Genomic DNA, 16,754 nt, shown 5'->3' on the forward strand with positions numbered 1-16,754 from the left:
TGTTCTCCTTGTACTTCAGATATATTTAATCGAACATGTGCGTTCGAATATTTTCCAGATCAATTGGTTCTCCTGTCATCGGCTGCAGAAAGTGCAGTTTCCAAGCATGGAGCGCGGCACGGGTACCGCCGTCGCGGACTCCGTAGAGCGGATCTCCGAAAAGTGAATGTCCAATAGATGCCATGTGAAGGCGGATCTGATGCGTGCGGCCGGTTTCCAGACGGCAGCGCACGACGGCCCAGAAGGGATCCTGAAGGACAGCCTCGTAGTGTGTAGCAGCCCACCGGCCGTTCCCTTCTTCACAGATACGCATTTTAGTGATACATTTCCCAGACGAATCGAAAGAATCAGGGTCATCTTCTGGAATTTGCTCCATGGAAAGACGAATGGTTCCTTTTTGCGTTTCTTCGGAAAAGGGATGATGCACCAGAGCCAGGTATTCTTTTTTCAGCTCGCCGCTCTCCCGCTGACGGGAAAGTCTGGCTGCGGATAACTGATTCTTTGCAAATAGTACCAGACCCGATGTATCTTTGTCAAGACGGCCGATGCAGCGGAGTTCAGAAGGCGCTGTCGGTGTTTTTAACAGGGATGCGGCAGCATATGTCAGGGAATCGGAATAATGGCCGTGGGAAGCGTGGCAGACCATGCCGGATGGCTTATCCACGACACAGAGATCGCTGTCCTCATAGAGAATCCGTATGCCGGCAGAATCGCCTGATACCGGCAGAACCTGATCTTCGGAAAGGCGGGAACACTTCTGCTCATATCGAAAAGTGATCGTATCTCCAGTCTGGACGATTGCATTCGTGCGGCAGGAAACGCCGTTTTTCTGAATTCCATCCGGAATATATTTGGCATGGCGGATTTCACGCGGGGTCAGGTGCAGAAAACGTTTTAGAATTGTTTCCACCGACAGTCCCCCCTGTTCCGGAAGGACAAAGTGACACAGCTGCTGATAGTCAAATTGCGGCATAAAAGATTTTCTCCTCTTCACAAGTTCACATAATCATTTTATGTAAACTATATATTTACAGATCCTCTAAGATCACCGTAAACGGCCCATCATTCACCAGTGATACTTCCATCTCAGCTCCGAACACTCCCGTTTCGACAACAGGAACCTGTTCTCGTGCTTTCGCGACCATATATTCATACAGTTCTTCTGCTCTGTGCGGCTCGCCTGCTTCCGTGAAGCTTGGACGGTTTCCTTTTTTACAGTTGGCATACAGGGTAAACTGTGAAACCATCAGAAGCTGTCCATCCACATCTGCCAGGGACTTGTTCGTCTTTCCATTTTCATCTTCAAAAATACGCAGTCCCAGCAGTTTTTTCATATACTTGTCTGCTGTTGCTTCATCGTCCCCCTGGCCGACACCGATCAGAACTAAAAAACCTTTCTGAATCGATCCGACAACCTTATCTTCTACCGAAACACTTGCTCTTTTTACACGTTGTATAACAATTCTCATCTTTAAAATCCTTTCATAAAATGACCCTCCTCTTATTTTTAAGAGGAGGGTCATTTCTCCTATGTTCTGTTTTGATCAGATGCTGAAAATCTTGCGGATTCCCGCTTCTTTGACTTCGATCGCCTGTTTGATCATATCTACGGTTCCATCGATACCGAATACGCTGCTGTTCAGGCACAGGTCGTAGCTGTCTACCTCGCCCCAGCGTTTGCTGGTGTAGTAATTGTAGTAGCTTGCACGCTGTTTGTCGATCTTTGTGATCTTGTCTTTTGCTTTTGCATCGGAAAGATCATACAGCTTTGCGATACGGCGGATGCGATCCTGCATATCTGCTTTAACAAAGATGCTCAGCACGTTCGGATTTTCCTCCAGTGCATAATCGGCACAGCGGCCTACGATGACACACGGACCGTCCTGCGCAATCTTCTTGATGGCATCAAACTGTGCCAGAAATACCTTCTGGTTCAGCGGCATATCCATCATGGTAGATCCATAGCCGAAGGAGTAACTGTCCATAACCAGAGAGTATAAAAAGCTGTTGGTTGGTTTTTCATCGTGGTTTTCGAACAATTCCTGGCATAATCCGCTGTCCTTTGCTGCTCTCTCCAGCAGCTCTTTGTCATAGTACTTGATTCCCAGGTCATCCGCTAAAATCTTACCAATGGAATGTCCGGCGCTTCCGTACTGACGTCCAATCGTTATGATAGTTTTCATATAATCCGCTCCTTTCCATTCCGTCACAATAATCTGCTTTCACAGATGTAGTAACTCGCGTTTTTTCGTTACATCCAGTATACTACAGAATTCACAGAAAGTACAGAACATTTTGATAAAACTTATACAAATTAACTATATACTTTTTGAAATATCATTCTTTTTAAGCAGTTTCAGACATTTTTTCGAAACTGCAGCAACAGATTGGAAAAATATTCCGGAAGCGGCGCCTCAAACTCCATATAGGCCCCGGTCCGTGGATGGATAAATCCAAGTACCATCGCATGCAGCGTCTGTCCCTGCAGGTTTTTCACCGGGCATTTCTTCGGGCCATAAACCGCATCGCCAAGCAGCGGATGCCCGATACTTGCCATATGGACACGGATCTGATGCGTCCGGCCGGTTTCCAGCTGGCATTCAATATACGTATAATTTCCAAAGCGTTCCAGCACACGGTAATGTGTGACCGCCGGTTTTCCGTTCCGTTCATTAATCGCCATCTTTTTCCGGTCTGTCGGATGGCGGCCGATTGCACCGCGCACGGTTCCCTCGTCCTCTTTCAGATTCCCATGGACAATTGCCCGGTACTTTCGGGTAATGGAATGTACAGAGAGCTGTTCTGCGAGGCTCTGGTGGGCGAAATCGCTTTTGCAGATAACCAGGGCACCCGTTGTGTCCATATCAATTCTGTGGACGATTCCGGGGCGCAGAACGCCGTTGATGCCGGAGAGATTTCCGCTGCAGTGATACAGAACCGCATTGACCAGTGTTCCGCTGCTGTGGCCTGCCGCCAGATGTACGACCATCCCCTTGGGCTTATTGACGACCAGAAGATCATCATCCTCGTACAGAATATCAAGCGGAATGTTTTCTGGCTCCACGTTCAGTTCTTCCGGTTCCGGAAAAAGCACCAGAACGGCATCACCGGCGGCAACCTTACTGCTTGCTTTCTGCGTTTTTCCGTTGATCGAAACCTTTCCGTCTTTTAAAAGCTTCTGCAGAAAAGAACGGGAACAGTCCGAAAAAGATGCGGCCAGGCACTGATCAATCCGTTTTCCGTCAAAATCCGGTGTAACTTCCAAAATCCGTTCTTCTTCAGCCATCGGACTCCTCCTTTTTGGCGTTTTTATGCAGAAATGCGAAGTCTTCGTCTTTGTAGTACAACAGATACAGCAGTAAAAAGACAGCGACCGATACGGTGACATAAATATCAGCTACGTTAAAAACCGGAAAGTTGATCAGCGAAACGTAGATGAAATCAACGACATAGTGATTCAGAAAACGATCGTAAAAATTTCCGACCGCACCAGCCGTCAGAACAGTCAGCACGGCAAAAAGCGGTAAAAAGCGGCGTGTCTTTGGAAGCTTGTAAAAGACGATCACCATGACGATCAGAAACAATACCGTCATCATAGCAAACAGCCAGTACTGATCCTGCAGAAGTCCGAATGCCATGCCGCGGTTTTCCAGATAAAACAGCTCCAAAACCCCTGGAATGAGCTCGATCGACGGCTGATTCTTCAGATACTGCACTGCCAGTGATTTTGTATACTGATCTGTTGCAAACAGAAGGACAAGCGCTGCCGCGCAAACCAGATAAACGGCCAGCGGAGAAAGTTTTTTACTCTTCATCGTTCAGATCTCCATTAATAGAATTGATAGCTTCCAGCATTTCTTCATCTGTAACCGTGCGGTCCACCACAGCATGGCCGACAGACTCCAGAAGGATGAATTTGATCGTACCCTGTTCCATTTTCTTGTCCGATTTTGTTGCAGCCAGAATATCTTCCGATTTCAGGCCGTCCACGGTAATTGGCAGATAGAAACCGACGTTCATATCACGAATCTCGTAAAACTCTTCAACGGAGAGATAACCTCTCTTGTAGGAAATATAGGCAGCAGCAACGGTTCCAAGTGCAACGCACTGGCCATGGAGCAGTTCGAAGTTTTTGAGCTTTTCAATGGCATGACCGATCGTATGGCCAAGATTTAAAACGGCACGCTCTCCCTGTTCTGTTGGGTCATTTTCTACAACCTGGCGTTTGATATCGCAGCATTTCTGGATCATTTTCGTTAATACCGGCTCAATCCGCTCTTCGATCTCAGACATGTGATTGATGGTCCAGATGTAGAATTTTTCATCGCGGATCAGACCTGTTTTCAGGACTTCTCCCATACCGCAGGCAAACTGTTCGCCGTTCAGGGATTTTAAGGTTGCCATATTCATATAGACAAGACGCGGATGATGGAATGCACCGACCATATTTTTGTACTGGTCGAAATCGACGCCCGTTTTTCCTCCAACGCTGGAATCTACCTGTGCAAGCAGTGTCGTCGGAAGCTGGATGAAATCAATGCCGCGCAGATACGTTGCCGCCGCATAGCCGGTCAGATCCCCAACGACACCGCCGCCGAGTGCGAATAAAATGTCTTTTCTCTCAAAGTGGTTTTCAATCAGATGCGTGTACAGATCTTTGACGGTATCCAGATTTTTGCTTGCTTCACCAGCCGGGAAAACAAATGCGGTTACGGTCTCAAACAGCGGGGACAGTACATTTTTTACCTCTTCCAGATACAGTTCTGAAACCGTGCTGTCTGTGACAATGCAGGCCTTTTTTACAGGGAGTTTTAAGTTCTCCACACAGCCGGCGAGGCGTTCGTAGCTGCCGTCCCAGACAATTTCATAAGAAAATTCAGTAGATGTGCCTTCTCTTTTAACGGTAAGTGTTTTCATAATTTATGCCTCCTGTATGTTCTTTCATGAAAAAAGCATCAGAATCCTGCATCTGATGCTTTTCCTTTGTTACTAAGTAAATCAATAATTGATCCAGTGGATCCATTTTAATTTACTGCAAAGATAATTTTCTTTAATAATCGGTACGGATATTCGGAAGATCAAAAGCTCCGCTTAAGATATCCTGGATGTCGCCGGAAATTTCTACGCTGGATGGTGTCAGGATGAAAATATAGCTGGAAACTTTCTGCAGACTTCCACTCATGCAGTAGCATGCACCACAGCAGAAATCAATGATTCTCTGGGCAATATCCACATCAATGCCTTCTAAGTTAAGGACAACGGTACATCCGGCCAGAAGCGTATCCGCGATTTCACGGGTATCCTCCATGGAAGCCGGTTTGATGACGCATACTTCCATATTTAATGCACCTGCTTTCTTTCTCATTGGAGTAACTTTCGGGGAAACCGGAGCAGCTGGCTTTGGAGCTCGTGCAGCAGCAGCCTGGCTTGACGCGGTCGTCTTTGTCGCCGACTGTTTACGCGGTGCAGTGTGAACCGGTTTCGCCTGCGGCTCTTCCTCTTCGTCCTCATCCTCGTTCTCCAGTTTACGGAAGAAACGTTTCTTTGGTTTTTCTTCTATATCATCGTCTTCTTCATCGAAGAAGCTATCCGAATCAGCATCCTCTTCCTCGTAATCGTCGTTCAGCCGGATGGCATCCAGAAATTTGTCTAAAACACTCATTCTTATACTCTCCTATTTTTAGTCCTGTGGCATTTGGCCAGACAGCCGTGCAGAATGCGCGTGGTCACTCTTCTTGGAAAGGCTTCCTGTTATCTTTTACTGTAATTCCGTTCGCCAAAGATTCCGGTTCCAACCCGTACTAAAGTGGCGCCTTCTTCTACTGCTACTTCGTAATCACCGGTCATGCCCATGCTCAAAATGGCCATACGTACATTATTAATGTTTTTGGCGGCAATGTCAACACTTAATTCCTTTAATTTACGAAAAACCGGACGATTTTCTTCCGGATCTTCCACATACGGTGCAATGGTCATAAGTCCCTCCACACGAATTGCAGGAAGTTTCGCGATCTCTTCAATCAGCGGAAGGGTTTCCTCTACGGAAACACCGAACTTGCTTTCTTCGCCGGCAACGTTCACCTCGATCAGGACCGGGATTTCGCAGTCGTGCTTTACCGCTTCCTCGCTGATCGTCTTTGCCAGCCGGAGGGAATCGACGGAATGAATCAGGGCAACTTTTCCTGCGATGTATTTTACTTTATTCCGCTGCAGATGACCGATCATGTGCCAGTGGATATCCTTTGGCAGCACTTCCTCTTTTTCTGTCAGCTCCTGCACTTTGTTTTCACCGAAATTGCGTTCGCCAAGATCATAGATTTCGGAAAGCATTTCGACCGGTTTAGTCTTGCTGACCGCAATCAGGGTAACTTCCTCCCTGTTCCGTCCGGCTCTTTTGCAGGCTTCTGTGATTTTCTTCTGGACTTCTTCATAGTTCTCTTTCAGCATATCTTTCTAACCTCCAGTATTTAATGCACAATATCTTCTTCACTGACGGTGGATGCATTTTCCACAATATAATCATACTGCGAAATGCCGTATTGCGTCTGTTTTTTTATGATAGAATACTCCGCATTCTGATCAATAATCTGAATTTTGCGGAATACAGCATATCCTTTGTTGATGCAGTAAACACCCTGCAGCGGAACTGTTTCTCCAACCTGATACGTTGTGGCGGAATCCTGTGCACGGAGTATATCTCCATCGTTAAAAGCGGCCATGTCGACGTAATATTCGACCGGATTATCATTTTCATCGTTGACCTGCTCATAGATCGTGGCGTTTACAAATTCCGTCACTGGCTGTCCATTATCATCCAGCATGACATTTCCTTTTTTGTCGGTCTTTTCCCGCAGGAAACCGGAGGAATTACTGTCTCCGCCCTGTACGAGCATCTGCGCCGGGATTTTATAGAAATCTTTTTCTGTAATCGCGGTATTTGGGATTTTCAGTCCGCTTCCGGTGTTTGTGACCAGCTCTACTGAAAGGAAACGGTCCTCCGCATAACGGATCATCCCGCTTGTAAACGAAATGACGGCATAATTCTGATCGTTAATGGATTTTAGATTCAGTGTTCCTGTCTGTGTTTTTCCATCTTTCAGAAATTTAACTTTTATCGTACTGAAATTGGAAAGTGTGACAACCTGTTTATTCGTTACCGGAACGGCGATCTCCCACTGCTCATCTGTCACCAGACGGTATACTGCATTTCCAGGCTCCGTCTGCGCGCCGGAATCAAAGGAAACCACAGAGGCTTTCGTAGAGAAAAGCTCCGGCGTAAGGCTGTCCTCCGTATAGCTTTCATATCCATCACTGCCGTAGACGACAACACCGTCCTGATCTGCATAAAATATCGTCTGTAATGAGGAATCTCCGTTTTCAGCGGCAGCGGCAAGCAGCTTTGCGGAAAGTTCTGTTTTCAGCTGATAAATGCCGGAAAAGGAACTGGAATCATAATCAGAAGAAAAACGTGCGAGCGAGGAACGAAGCGACGTTCTCGTTGCCGCATCTGCCGAAATACCGGAGGTATCGGCATTTTCTGTTGCGGAAATCCCATAAACAGCGCTTCCGCGGCTGATTTTCGATGCATTTGGGGTATAGAACTGAACGTATCCGCTGCCGGAGGAAAGCTGCACGCTCTCTGTCCGCATGGCGAATGCAGTATAGGTATCATTCCGGGATAAGGTTCCCTGCACAACCTGAAAAGATTTGATATGATCGGCGGTCAGGTAAAAGAAAAGTGAAACTGCCATATAGAAAAAAAGGGCTCCAAAGATGATATTTCCAATATTCAACGCCGGAAAAGGGAAACGGATTCTCGAATGCCGGCGGCTGTTCTTTTTCTGCTTAGACAAAATGTATGCTCCTTTTATTGTTTAATCCATGCGCTAAAAGGACGGTGCCGTAAGCGCCGTCCTTTGGTTTTGTCGCTATGCAATTATTATAATACAGTTTCGGTTACAGTGCAACGATAATCTTATCCTGCATGCCTTCCGGAAGCTCTTCTTTATCCATGGAGACACTTAATACGAAGGTAATGTTATACTGCTTGCCAATGCCTTCCAGCTGTTCAACACAATCTGTGATGTCCTCTCCTTCCAGTTTTGCTACTTTCAGGAAGCTGTCGAGATAAACGCTTGCGAGATCGTGGTCCTGAGAAACGATACCGCAGATAAATCCGATAAATTCATCACTGTTTTTCAGAGGATAGTCGGTTGCGGAAATCAGACGTACTTTGTTGTTTAATTCAAACATGTGCTTTGTGCTCTTGTCAATATACACGATATTTCCGTTTGCGGTTTTTACCTCTGCATTTACTTTGTCTAACAGCTGTTTTGTTTTGCCTTTTCCCTTCTTGCCTACAATTAATTGAACCATAGCAGTTTCCTCCTTAGATTAGAATAAGATATTTTCACCAAAAACCTTTAAGTTCATGGTTTGATTATAGTACAATTCACCAACGATTTCAATGGTAAAATGAAAAAATTCTGAAAAATCTTCTAATTCGCAGGGAAAGGAGCTCTGTTTTTCTAAACGGATACAACCATCCCCCGGAGAGGCAGAAAAAACGCCGTCCGGGGGATTGCAAAAAGATTACGTCAGGAGTTGATATTGGAAAGAAGAGTGTTCATGTCCTCGTACAGTTCCACTTTTGTTGATGCATGAAGAATGACAGAGATAAACGGTTCTCCGTATGCATTCTGGGATACCAGTGCCAGGCAGGAACCGGCCTCATCGGTCGTTCCGGTTTTTCCGCCGAGCACCGTCACGTTTTCCGGTGCGTTTTTCTCTCCGGTCAGATATTTGTCCGTGGAGCTTAAATAGATCGTTCCCGCCGTACCGTCCGCATGCGTCATGTTCAGCGTGTAGGAAGACATCGACATCGTATTCTGAAATTCCGTGTGCTGATAGGCAGCATGCAGCATCAGATAAACATCATATGCAGTAGTGTAATGATTCTCATCGTGAAGACCGTGCGGGTTTGCAAAATGCGTACCGGTCATGGCAAGGGAAGCTGCCTTATCGTTCATCATCTGAACGAAATTCTCTACACTTCCGCCTACCTGGCGGGCAATCGCCATAGCAGCATCGTTGGCAGAATAAATCAACAATGCATGGAAAAGCTGATCCATCGTTACCGTATCGCCCACGGCCAGTCCACTCATCTGGGATCCATCTTCCAGCGCAAGATCCTTTTCTGTGATCGTTACCTGCGCATCCGGCTGGTTGTATTCCATGGCAAGGAGAGCCGTCATGATCTTCGTGATGCTGGCCGGGTAGACCTGATCATACATATTCTGCGCGAACAATACTTTTTTGTGATCCAGATCAAACAGTCCGGCCTTTACCTGTGAAGAAAACGAGATATCATTCAGCGGTACGCTCGTCTCACCGACACAGAGATCGGCAGAGAGCGCTTCAGCCTGAAACCGGTTTTCTGCCGAGAGCGGATCGGAGGCGAGCACCATACTTCGCGCAAACGGCTCTGTAATGTCCATCTGGCGGTCCTGACGGTACAGTTTCACACCGATCAGAACCGCAATAACAGCAACACAGACACCCGCGCCGATGATCAGGCGGTTTAAAATATGTTCGGTTTTTTCCGGAGCAGTCCCGTTTTTCTCCGTTACAGGCAGTTTCTGTTCTTTTTCTGTAGTATTAGTCGTTTCTCCGGTAGATTTCACGCCAGTCCATTTCTCCTCTGTCTAATGATTTGATCAGCATTTCTGCCGTTGCAAGATTGGTGGCAAGCGGAATGCTGTGTACGTCGCAGAGACGGATAATCCGATGGACATCCGGCTCATGCTGTTTCGGCTGTTCCGGATCCCGCAGGAAAATCACAAGATCCAGATCATTCTGTTCAATCTGAGAACCCATCTGCTGAACGCCTCCAACGTGTCCAGCCAGATATTTGCGGACATTCAGTCCGGTTGCCTCCTCTACCAGACGGCCGGAAGTTCCGGTTGCGTAAAGAGTGTGCTTGGCAAGCACCGAGCGGTAGGCGATACACAGGTTCTGAAGCAGCGTTTTTTTTGCGTCATGCGCGATCAATCCGATGTTCATTAATGGTTTTCCTCCTTAGTAATTCATAGTTTCTGGTAACAAAATCCCGGTTCTGCAGTCCGACATTTAAGACAAGTCCCATTCCGATATAGAGTGTTAGAAGGGACGTCAGTCCATAGCTGACGAACGGAAGCGGTGTACCAGTGTTCGGCAGGATTCCGGTTGCAACACTGATGTTCAGAAAACTCTGGAATGCAACGAGCCCCGCCATGCCGCAGCAGATCAGCGTTCCCGATAGGTCTTTGGCTTTCCGGGAAACCCGGATGCATTCAACCAGAATCAGAAACAGGATCAGGATGATTCCGCAGCACCCAAAGAAGCCAAGCTCCTCTCCTGCCACCGCAAAAATAAAGTCGTTGTGGTTCTGGGAAACGAAATTTCCCTTGTTCGCGGAAGAAACTTTATTATTGTTCAGTCCCTTTCCGGTCAGCTTTCCGGAGCCGATCGCGGTAATGGAATTCTCCTGCTGGAGACGGCCGTCCGCGTTGTCGGCATCATCGTTTAACCAGTCCTGGATTCGTCCAAGCTGGTAGCCGATTGTCTGATCAAGTGCTTCCGGGAGCTGAAAATTCACCTGCGTAATGACCAGCAGAAGAGCCAGCACTAACGCAGCACCGGAAGCAAGAACAACCGCGATGACTTTATAGCTTAAGCCTGCTACATACATCATGAAGCAGAACAGAACCATAACCGTAATCGTATTTTTCAAATCCGGCTGGCGGTAAATCATCACCAGCGGCGGAATCAGAAGGCCGATGGCCTTGAAAATAGTTTTTGCCGTGTTCAGATCTTCTTCATGCTTCATCAGAAACATGGCGAAAAACATGATCAGAAAGATTTTTGACAGCTCGGTCGGCTGGAACTGAAAGCTTCCGATCTGGATCCACCGGGTGGCACCAAATGCGTTTTTCGCCGTGTCGCCGCCGAGATAAAGGACGCCCAGCATCAGCAGATTTCCAATATAAAGAAACCAGTAAAAATTCAGCAGCCAGCTGTAGTCAACCAAAGAGACAATAATCATGATGACTACACCCATCACGACTCCGATAGCCTGTTTTTTCTGGTCTGCGCTGTCTGCACTTCCAATCAGAAGTACGCCGATGATGCTGATGGCAATCAGAAGAATGACCAGCCGGAAATTATAATTTTTCAGCTTATATCGTCTTAACATGATATTCCTCGTTTCTTTTCAGTGGTATTCTCGCTGTCAGTATGACAGGGGTTGTGTGTGTGATGGTGACGGAAATTTCATCCGCCTCAACGGTAAGGTATTTTCCTGCAGCAGCAGAAAGATCATTTTTCAGCATCTGAAGCGATGCCGGAGAACAGTTCAGCCGTTCTGCCATTAAAAGATTGGACAGACGTTCTTTTGCAACGATGCCGGAGTGCGGCTTTCTGCCTGAAAATAAACCCATACCAGTTCCCTCCTATCGCCCGAATACGCGGCGGAGAAATCCCTTTTTGCTGTCAAGATCCAGGTAGGGAACACTCTCCCCGAGAATCCTGTGGCTGATATTCGTAAAGGCTTCTCCTGCCTTGGAACCGCTTCCGGCGATCGCTTCACCCTGATTGGTGGCGATCACCACCTGCTCATCATCGGGCAGAATGCCGAGCAGCGGAACAGCAAGAATTTCCTGTACATCATCCACCGACATCATTTCACCGCGTTTTACCATATCCGGCCGGATACGGTTGATGACAAGAGAGATATCCCTCAGATCCTGCGCCTCCAGAAGGCCGATGATGCGGTCTGCGTCCCGGATGGCCGAAACCTCCGGCGTAGTCACAACAATTGCCTTATTGGCACCGGCAACTGCATTTGCAAATCCCTGCTCAATGCCGGCCGGACAGTCAAGAAGAACAAAATCAAAGCTCTGTTTTAATTCATCGCAGAGTTTTTTCATCTGCTCGGGCGTTACGCTTGTCTTGTCCCTCGTCTGGGCAGACGGGAGAAGGTAGAGCTGCTCGTACCGTTTGTCGCGGATCAGCGCCTGCTTCATCCGGCAGTTGCCCTCCACAACATCCACAAGATTGTAGACAATCCGGTTTTCAAGGCCGAGCACGACATCCAGGTTTCGAAGACCGATGTCGGTATCTACCATCACAACTTTCTTTCCAAGCTGTGCCAGCCCGATTCCGATATTTGCTGCGGTTGTCGTCTTTCCGACGCCGCCTTTTCCTGATGTAATTACAATGACTTCACTCATCTGGAACCTCCTTGTTGAAAACTGTTCTGCATTTTCATGCCGCAGGATGCGTCCAAACCTTTGTTTGAAAACGCATCCTTTCTCTTTTGCAGCTTTCTTCCCAGGCTTCGTTTCTGCCGGAAAAATTCCTTAGTCTGCTCTCACGCTTGCAACACCGTTGGAGTTTGCCTGACCGGACAGAACATCGTCTGAGAGGCCATAGTAATAATCTAAGATATCCTTAGCTACCAACTCTGCGTTCATAGAAGAATATCCAAACGGAATGCGGACGGCAAGAGCAATATCGTCTCTGCTCTCATAGTGAGAGAAGCCGATAAACAGTCCATGGTTTGCACGTGTACGGTCTTCCTGCGCGGTACCGGTTTTTCCGGAAAGCTCTACCGGCCAGGATTCCGGGAAAATGGTCGCATTGGATACGCTGATTACTTTTCGCATGCCTTCGTGTACCAGATCCCAGATGCTGGAATCAACATCCATTTCTGAATTTACCGTCGGGCCGAAATCTGCGCCCATATCGATGTCATTGCCATCCGAATCCGTTGCTTTCTGCAGAAGGGAAAGATTATAAACCGTACCGGAATTTGCAATCGTTGTGACATAGCGTGCAAGCTGTGTCGTCGTATAGTTGTTGGTACCCTGACCAATCGAGGAAGGGATCGGGAGGGAATCGGTCACATTCGGATCGGTTTCCGAAATTTCGATTCCAGTCTTTTCATCCAGCTTAAACATATCGGCATATTTCTGGATCATTTCCAGAGAGCGCTTCTGTGTAAAGGTGCCGCTCTCATCGAGTCCCAGACGATATCCAAGCGTACAGAAGAACACGTTGCAGGAGTTCTGGATGGCACCGACAATGTTCAGATCTCCGTGGCCGCTTAACTGATGGCAGTGGACATAGTCAGATTCGTTGACAAGTCCTTCCCCGAACAGACCGTTGCAGTTGATGGTACTGGTCGGAGTAATTACGCCTTCGCTTAATCCGGCAACCGCCATCAGCGGTTTAAAGGTGGAACCAGGAGCCGTCTTCTGCTGGGTTGCTTTGTTGTACAGCGGGCTGGATTCATCGGTATTCAATTTTGCCCAGTATGCGGTATCCATCTGGTTTGCCAGGCGGTTGTTGTCGTAGCCAGGATAGGAAACACAGGCTAAAATAGCACCGGTATTCGGGTCAGTAATGACAGCAGAACCGGAACACGGATCGAGTGCAAGCTGTGCCGGGGTGATTTCCAGTTTGGCGATTTTATCGGACAGAAGCTGGAACGGTGTCATATTTCCTGCAACATAAGCGGCATAATCGTCATCCTCTTTCGTCAGAAGGTTCTGATCATACATCAGATTGCAGATATCATAGCCATCGATCATATCCTGCAGCAGCATATAGTGATACATCTTTTTTGCAAATGTTGTATTGTTTGCCAGACGGTCCAGAATAACCTCCGTCAGCTTCTGATAAACCTCCTGAGAATCCAGGTAAGCATCATCCTGCGTCAGTGCAGAGACATCAATCCAGTTCTGACTTGCCGCATAGGTCAGATAAGCCCGAAGAGAAATTGTGCCATCATTCCACGCCTGATATGTTTCATCTTTTTCATCAATTGCAGTCGAAGAAAGAATTCCCATCGTATTGGAAAGAAGCTTGTCCACAATAAACGTCTCGTATTCCTGCATTTCATCGTCAAGATCGTTATAAACGGTTGCTGTTTCGCCGGTCAGTTCCTGCGAAATTTCGGCAATCACCTGCTGAAGCTTCTGCTGAAACAGCGCATATACCTGCTGCTCATGTTCTGTAGCGTCAGCTGCTGTAAAATGAGAAATATCAATGGTACTGTTCTCGATCAATGCATTGTATACATCATAAATCGGGATCGGAACTGCATCTGTATTCGCAAGGGTTGAAGTATCCACTGCTTTTACATCACTCAGATACTGTTTTAAAATTCCGGCAATTCTCTGTTCCAGAATCTTATATACCGCAATCTGCAAGTCATAATCAATCGAAAGATAGATGTTATTTCCCTGTTTTGGTTCAACAAGGGATCCCTCTACGGTTTCCAGTTCTTTTCCGACATTGTTTACGATGATTTCCTCGGAACCGTCCGTTCCCTGAAGCGTTGTCTCCAGGTACTGTTCCAGACCGGATTTTCCGACAATAGATTCCGTAGAGTACTTCTCCTCTTTTCCATCATTTTTCAGTTCTTCATTCAGATCGGTAATTTCATCCGAGGAAGCCTGTCCAGTATAACCGATCAGAGAGGAAAAATACTTTCCGTCGTAATAAACACGCTCCGAATCTTCCGTAATACTGACGCCCTGCAGAATGTCTTCATTTTCTGCAATCGCTGCAGTTGTACTGCTGCTGACACCGGATGCCACTGTCACACGGACATATTTCTGATAGTTGGTCTGCTTCATCTTATAACGGACGACCAGAATTTCCAGACGTTCCTGATTGGAAAGTGAAAGAACTGCTTTTCCGGAATCGTCCGTCTGATACGGCAGACCATACTGTTCAAAGTCATCTGCAGTGTAAGCATATCGTTCGTCATCCGAATACTCATCCAGGCCAAATCCGTCCGGACCGGAAAGAAAAGCCATCAGCGTTTCCGCACTTGAACTTTTCTGTTCATCCGTCATATCATCAATTTTCTTTTCCCCGTAGATATCAGCACGGAAACGGTCTCGTGTCGTTCCTTCCTCACCAGTGAAGACAAAAGTTCCATTTTCGTCGACCTCAATCGGGAACGTACTGGTGTCAATAGAATCCCCGTTTTCACGGATCAGCTTTCCAAGGCGGTAAAGCTCTGCGTTCAGGGAAAGAATACGCTCTTTTGTCGTATTGTACGTTCCGTTATCTTCAATGCTTACCGAATAGGAAACTTTATTACCGGCAATCAGTTTTCCGTTCCGGTCATAAATGTTTCCTCGTGTACTCTCAAGGGTTCTGGTTTTTGTGATCTGCAGTTCAAAATTATCCGCATACTCTTCTCCATGCACCACCTGCAGGATAAAAAGTCTTCCGATCAGGACGGCAAACATAGCAAGGAAAACCACACCAAGCAATAGGGTGCGGTTTTCACCGAGTCTGCGGAAAAATTTTCTTATCTTCTTAGCCATGGCGACTGTTGTCCTTCCATTTCATTTTCGGTCAGTTTACGGTTGATGATAAATAAAAGCCGGTAAAGCAGAATGGAGAGCACTACCGTGTATACCATTTCCGGCAGAATAATATGCGCCAGATAATCGAAAAAGTGCAGGCGCACGCGCAGCAGGAACTGCAGCACATACATCAGCAGACTGTAGACAAGATCGCTGGCAGCGACCAGTACAATGTGTACCTTAATATCATCGTCATAGAAGACTTTGCAGAAAAAGCCGTTCAGATAACCGATATACATGTAGAGCAGTGCGTAAAATCCAAACAGGCTGCCGTAGAACAGATCGATCATCAGACCGCTGAAAAATCCGACCATCAGTCCCTCTTTTTTTCCGCGCATCAGCCCGAAGGCGGACGTCAGAATCAGAAGAAGGTTCGGGGTTACGGACGCGATCTGAAAATACTGGAATACGGTTGTCTGTAACAGGAAAGCTGCCAGAATCAGAAAGGCAAGCGTGATTTTTCTGCGCATTTACTCTCCTCCCTGCTGTTTTAATTCTTTAATCACGAGAACTTCCTGAATATGTTGAAAATCCACAACAGGAATGATGTATCCCTTTTTCGTCAGGTGATTGGAGTCCTCGGTAATTTCGCTGACATAGCCGATCAGAATACCGCGGAGGTATTTATCACTGATGTTCGATGTCACAATCTTTTCGCCCTCAGCTACCGTGTCGGTTGTATTCAGCTGGGAAAAGGCAAGCTTTCCGTCGCTGATCAGGCGCAGATCACCCGATACAATACACGTATCCGAGGTAGATGCTGTCATGGCGCTCACGGAACTGGAGTCATCAATGATAGAGCGGACAGTAGCGGAATTGGAACTTACTTCCTCGACAAGTCCAACAAGGCCGCCGTCTGCAATAACGTTCATATCTTTCTGAATCCCGTCATTTGATCCTTTGTTGATGACAAAGGTATCATACCAGTTGCCCGGATCCTTTGAGATGACCTGTGCTGCTACTTTTTCATATTCCGAGTAAGACTGGTCCAGCTGATACAACTCCTGAAGACGCTGCAGCTCCTGCTGATCCTGTACAAGCTGATTGTTTTCCTCAGTCAGATCCGTGACCTTCTGTTCAAGCTCCTCTTTCTCGGCAGACAGTTTTTTGACGTTCTGGAAACCGGTCAGACAGTCTGTCAAATACGCACCGATCTGGTTGATGCCGTTCTGAAACGGGATGATCACAAAACCAGCGGCTTCCCGGATCGGCGTGACCGGCATTTTGTCTGCTGCACTGCCTAAAATGCCGGAGAGACACAGGAACGTCATGATGAAAAGTAAATGTTTGCTTTTTAGCTGAAATTTTTTCTTCTTATTCATAGCGGGT

18 protein-coding genes are annotated in these 16,754 nt (G+C 47.0%); all 18 read right to left on the minus strand.

All coding sequences use genetic code 11. The features are described from left to right. Positions 1–25: 25 nt before the first annotated feature. Entirely contained in the window at positions 26–973 is a 948-nt protein-coding gene (locus tag ACY2VT_RS02805; RefSeq protein WP_461878797.1) for an RluA family pseudouridine synthase, read from the minus strand. A gap of 55 nt (positions 974–1,028) precedes the next feature. Continuing rightward, the gene (dtd, locus tag ACY2VT_RS02810) at positions 1,029–1,469 is read right to left on the minus strand and encodes a D-aminoacyl-tRNA deacylase (RefSeq protein ID WP_461873560.1); all 441 of its coding nucleotides are present in this window, start codon (positions 1,467–1,469) and stop codon (positions 1,029–1,031) included. Between the two features lie 75 nt (positions 1,470–1,544). Further along, positions 1,545–2,183, minus strand: coding sequence for a cytidylate kinase-like family protein (locus tag ACY2VT_RS02815; protein ID WP_461873559.1), 639 nt, complete (start codon positions 2,181–2,183; stop codon positions 1,545–1,547). A gap of 173 nt (positions 2,184–2,356) precedes the next feature. After that, positions 2,357–3,286: an RluA family pseudouridine synthase gene (locus ACY2VT_RS02820; RefSeq protein ID WP_461878798.1), complete on the minus strand. Its 930-nt coding sequence runs from the start codon at positions 3,284–3,286 to the stop codon at positions 2,357–2,359. Then, the gene (gene lspA / locus ACY2VT_RS02825) at positions 3,279–3,815 is read right to left on the minus strand and encodes a signal peptidase II (RefSeq protein WP_461878799.1); all 537 of its coding nucleotides are present in this window, start codon (positions 3,813–3,815) and stop codon (positions 3,279–3,281) included. Before lspA ends, ACY2VT_RS02820 begins: the two co-directional genes overlap by 8 nt. After that, a complete protein-coding gene (gene aroB, locus ACY2VT_RS02830; protein WP_461878800.1) occupies positions 3,805–4,917 on the minus strand; it encodes a 3-dehydroquinate synthase in 1,113 nt (370 codons plus the stop codon). The genes lspA and aroB overlap by 11 nt, the downstream gene beginning before the upstream one ends. Positions 4,918–5,050: 133 nt before the next feature. Then, positions 5,051–5,662, minus strand: coding sequence for a cell division protein SepF (locus ACY2VT_RS02835; protein WP_461878801.1), 612 nt, complete (start codon positions 5,660–5,662; stop codon positions 5,051–5,053). Positions 5,663–5,751: 89 nt separating this feature from the next. Next, entirely contained in the window at positions 5,752–6,447 is a 696-nt protein-coding gene (locus ACY2VT_RS02840; RefSeq protein WP_461878802.1) for a YggS family pyridoxal phosphate-dependent enzyme, read from the minus strand. A 20-nt stretch (positions 6,448–6,467) separates the two neighbouring features. Then, positions 6,468–7,751, minus strand: a complete 1,284-nt coding sequence (locus ACY2VT_RS02845) for an HlyD family efflux transporter periplasmic adaptor subunit (protein ID WP_461878803.1) — start codon at positions 7,749–7,751, stop codon at positions 6,468–6,470. 205 nt (positions 7,752–7,956) lie between these two features. Beyond that, positions 7,957–8,376, minus strand: a complete 420-nt coding sequence (locus ACY2VT_RS02850) for a hypothetical protein (protein WP_022462857.1) — start codon at positions 8,374–8,376, stop codon at positions 7,957–7,959. 221 nt (positions 8,377–8,597) lie between these two features. Then, positions 8,598–9,683, minus strand: a complete 1,086-nt coding sequence (locus ACY2VT_RS02855; RefSeq protein ID WP_461878804.1) for a D-alanyl-D-alanine carboxypeptidase family protein — start codon at positions 9,681–9,683, stop codon at positions 8,598–8,600. Further along, complete coding sequence (gene mgsA, locus ACY2VT_RS02860) at positions 9,658–10,062, minus strand: methylglyoxal synthase (RefSeq protein WP_022462855.1); 405 nt, start codon at positions 10,060–10,062, stop codon at positions 9,658–9,660. The genes ACY2VT_RS02855 and mgsA overlap by 26 nt, the downstream gene beginning before the upstream one ends. Then, positions 10,037–11,233 carry an FtsW/RodA/SpoVE family cell cycle protein gene (locus ACY2VT_RS02865; RefSeq protein ID WP_461878805.1) on the minus strand — a complete coding sequence of 399 codons (1,197 nt, stop codon included), beginning with the start codon at positions 11,231–11,233 and terminating at the stop codon, positions 10,037–10,039. Before ACY2VT_RS02865 ends, mgsA begins: the two co-directional genes overlap by 26 nt. Beyond that, positions 11,217–11,477 carry a cell division topological specificity factor MinE gene (locus tag ACY2VT_RS02870; protein WP_461878806.1) on the minus strand — a complete coding sequence of 87 codons (261 nt, stop codon included), beginning with the start codon at positions 11,475–11,477 and terminating at the stop codon, positions 11,217–11,219. Before ACY2VT_RS02870 ends, ACY2VT_RS02865 begins: the two co-directional genes overlap by 17 nt. Before the next feature lie 12 nt (positions 11,478–11,489). Continuing rightward, a complete protein-coding gene (minD, locus tag ACY2VT_RS02875; RefSeq protein ID WP_461878807.1) occupies positions 11,490–12,269 on the minus strand; it encodes a septum site-determining protein MinD in 780 nt (259 codons plus the stop codon). Positions 12,270–12,398: 129 nt separating this feature from the next. Beyond that, positions 12,399–15,383 (minus strand): penicillin-binding transpeptidase domain-containing protein, encoded by a 2,985-nt coding sequence (locus tag ACY2VT_RS02880; protein WP_461878808.1) that lies wholly within the window; start codon positions 15,381–15,383, stop codon positions 12,399–12,401. Continuing rightward, the gene (mreD, locus tag ACY2VT_RS02885) at positions 15,368–15,895 is read right to left on the minus strand and encodes a rod shape-determining protein MreD (RefSeq protein WP_022462850.1); all 528 of its coding nucleotides are present in this window, start codon (positions 15,893–15,895) and stop codon (positions 15,368–15,370) included. Before mreD ends, ACY2VT_RS02880 begins: the two co-directional genes overlap by 16 nt. Further along, positions 15,896–16,747 (minus strand): rod shape-determining protein MreC, encoded by an 852-nt coding sequence (gene mreC, locus ACY2VT_RS02890; RefSeq protein ID WP_022462849.1) that lies wholly within the window; start codon positions 16,745–16,747, stop codon positions 15,896–15,898. Positions 16,748–16,754 lie beyond the last annotated feature (7 nt).

The sequence above is a fragment of the Fusicatenibacter sp. genome, assembly GCF_050872605.1.
Classification (GTDB): Bacteria; Bacillota; Clostridia; order Lachnospirales; family Lachnospiraceae; genus Fusicatenibacter.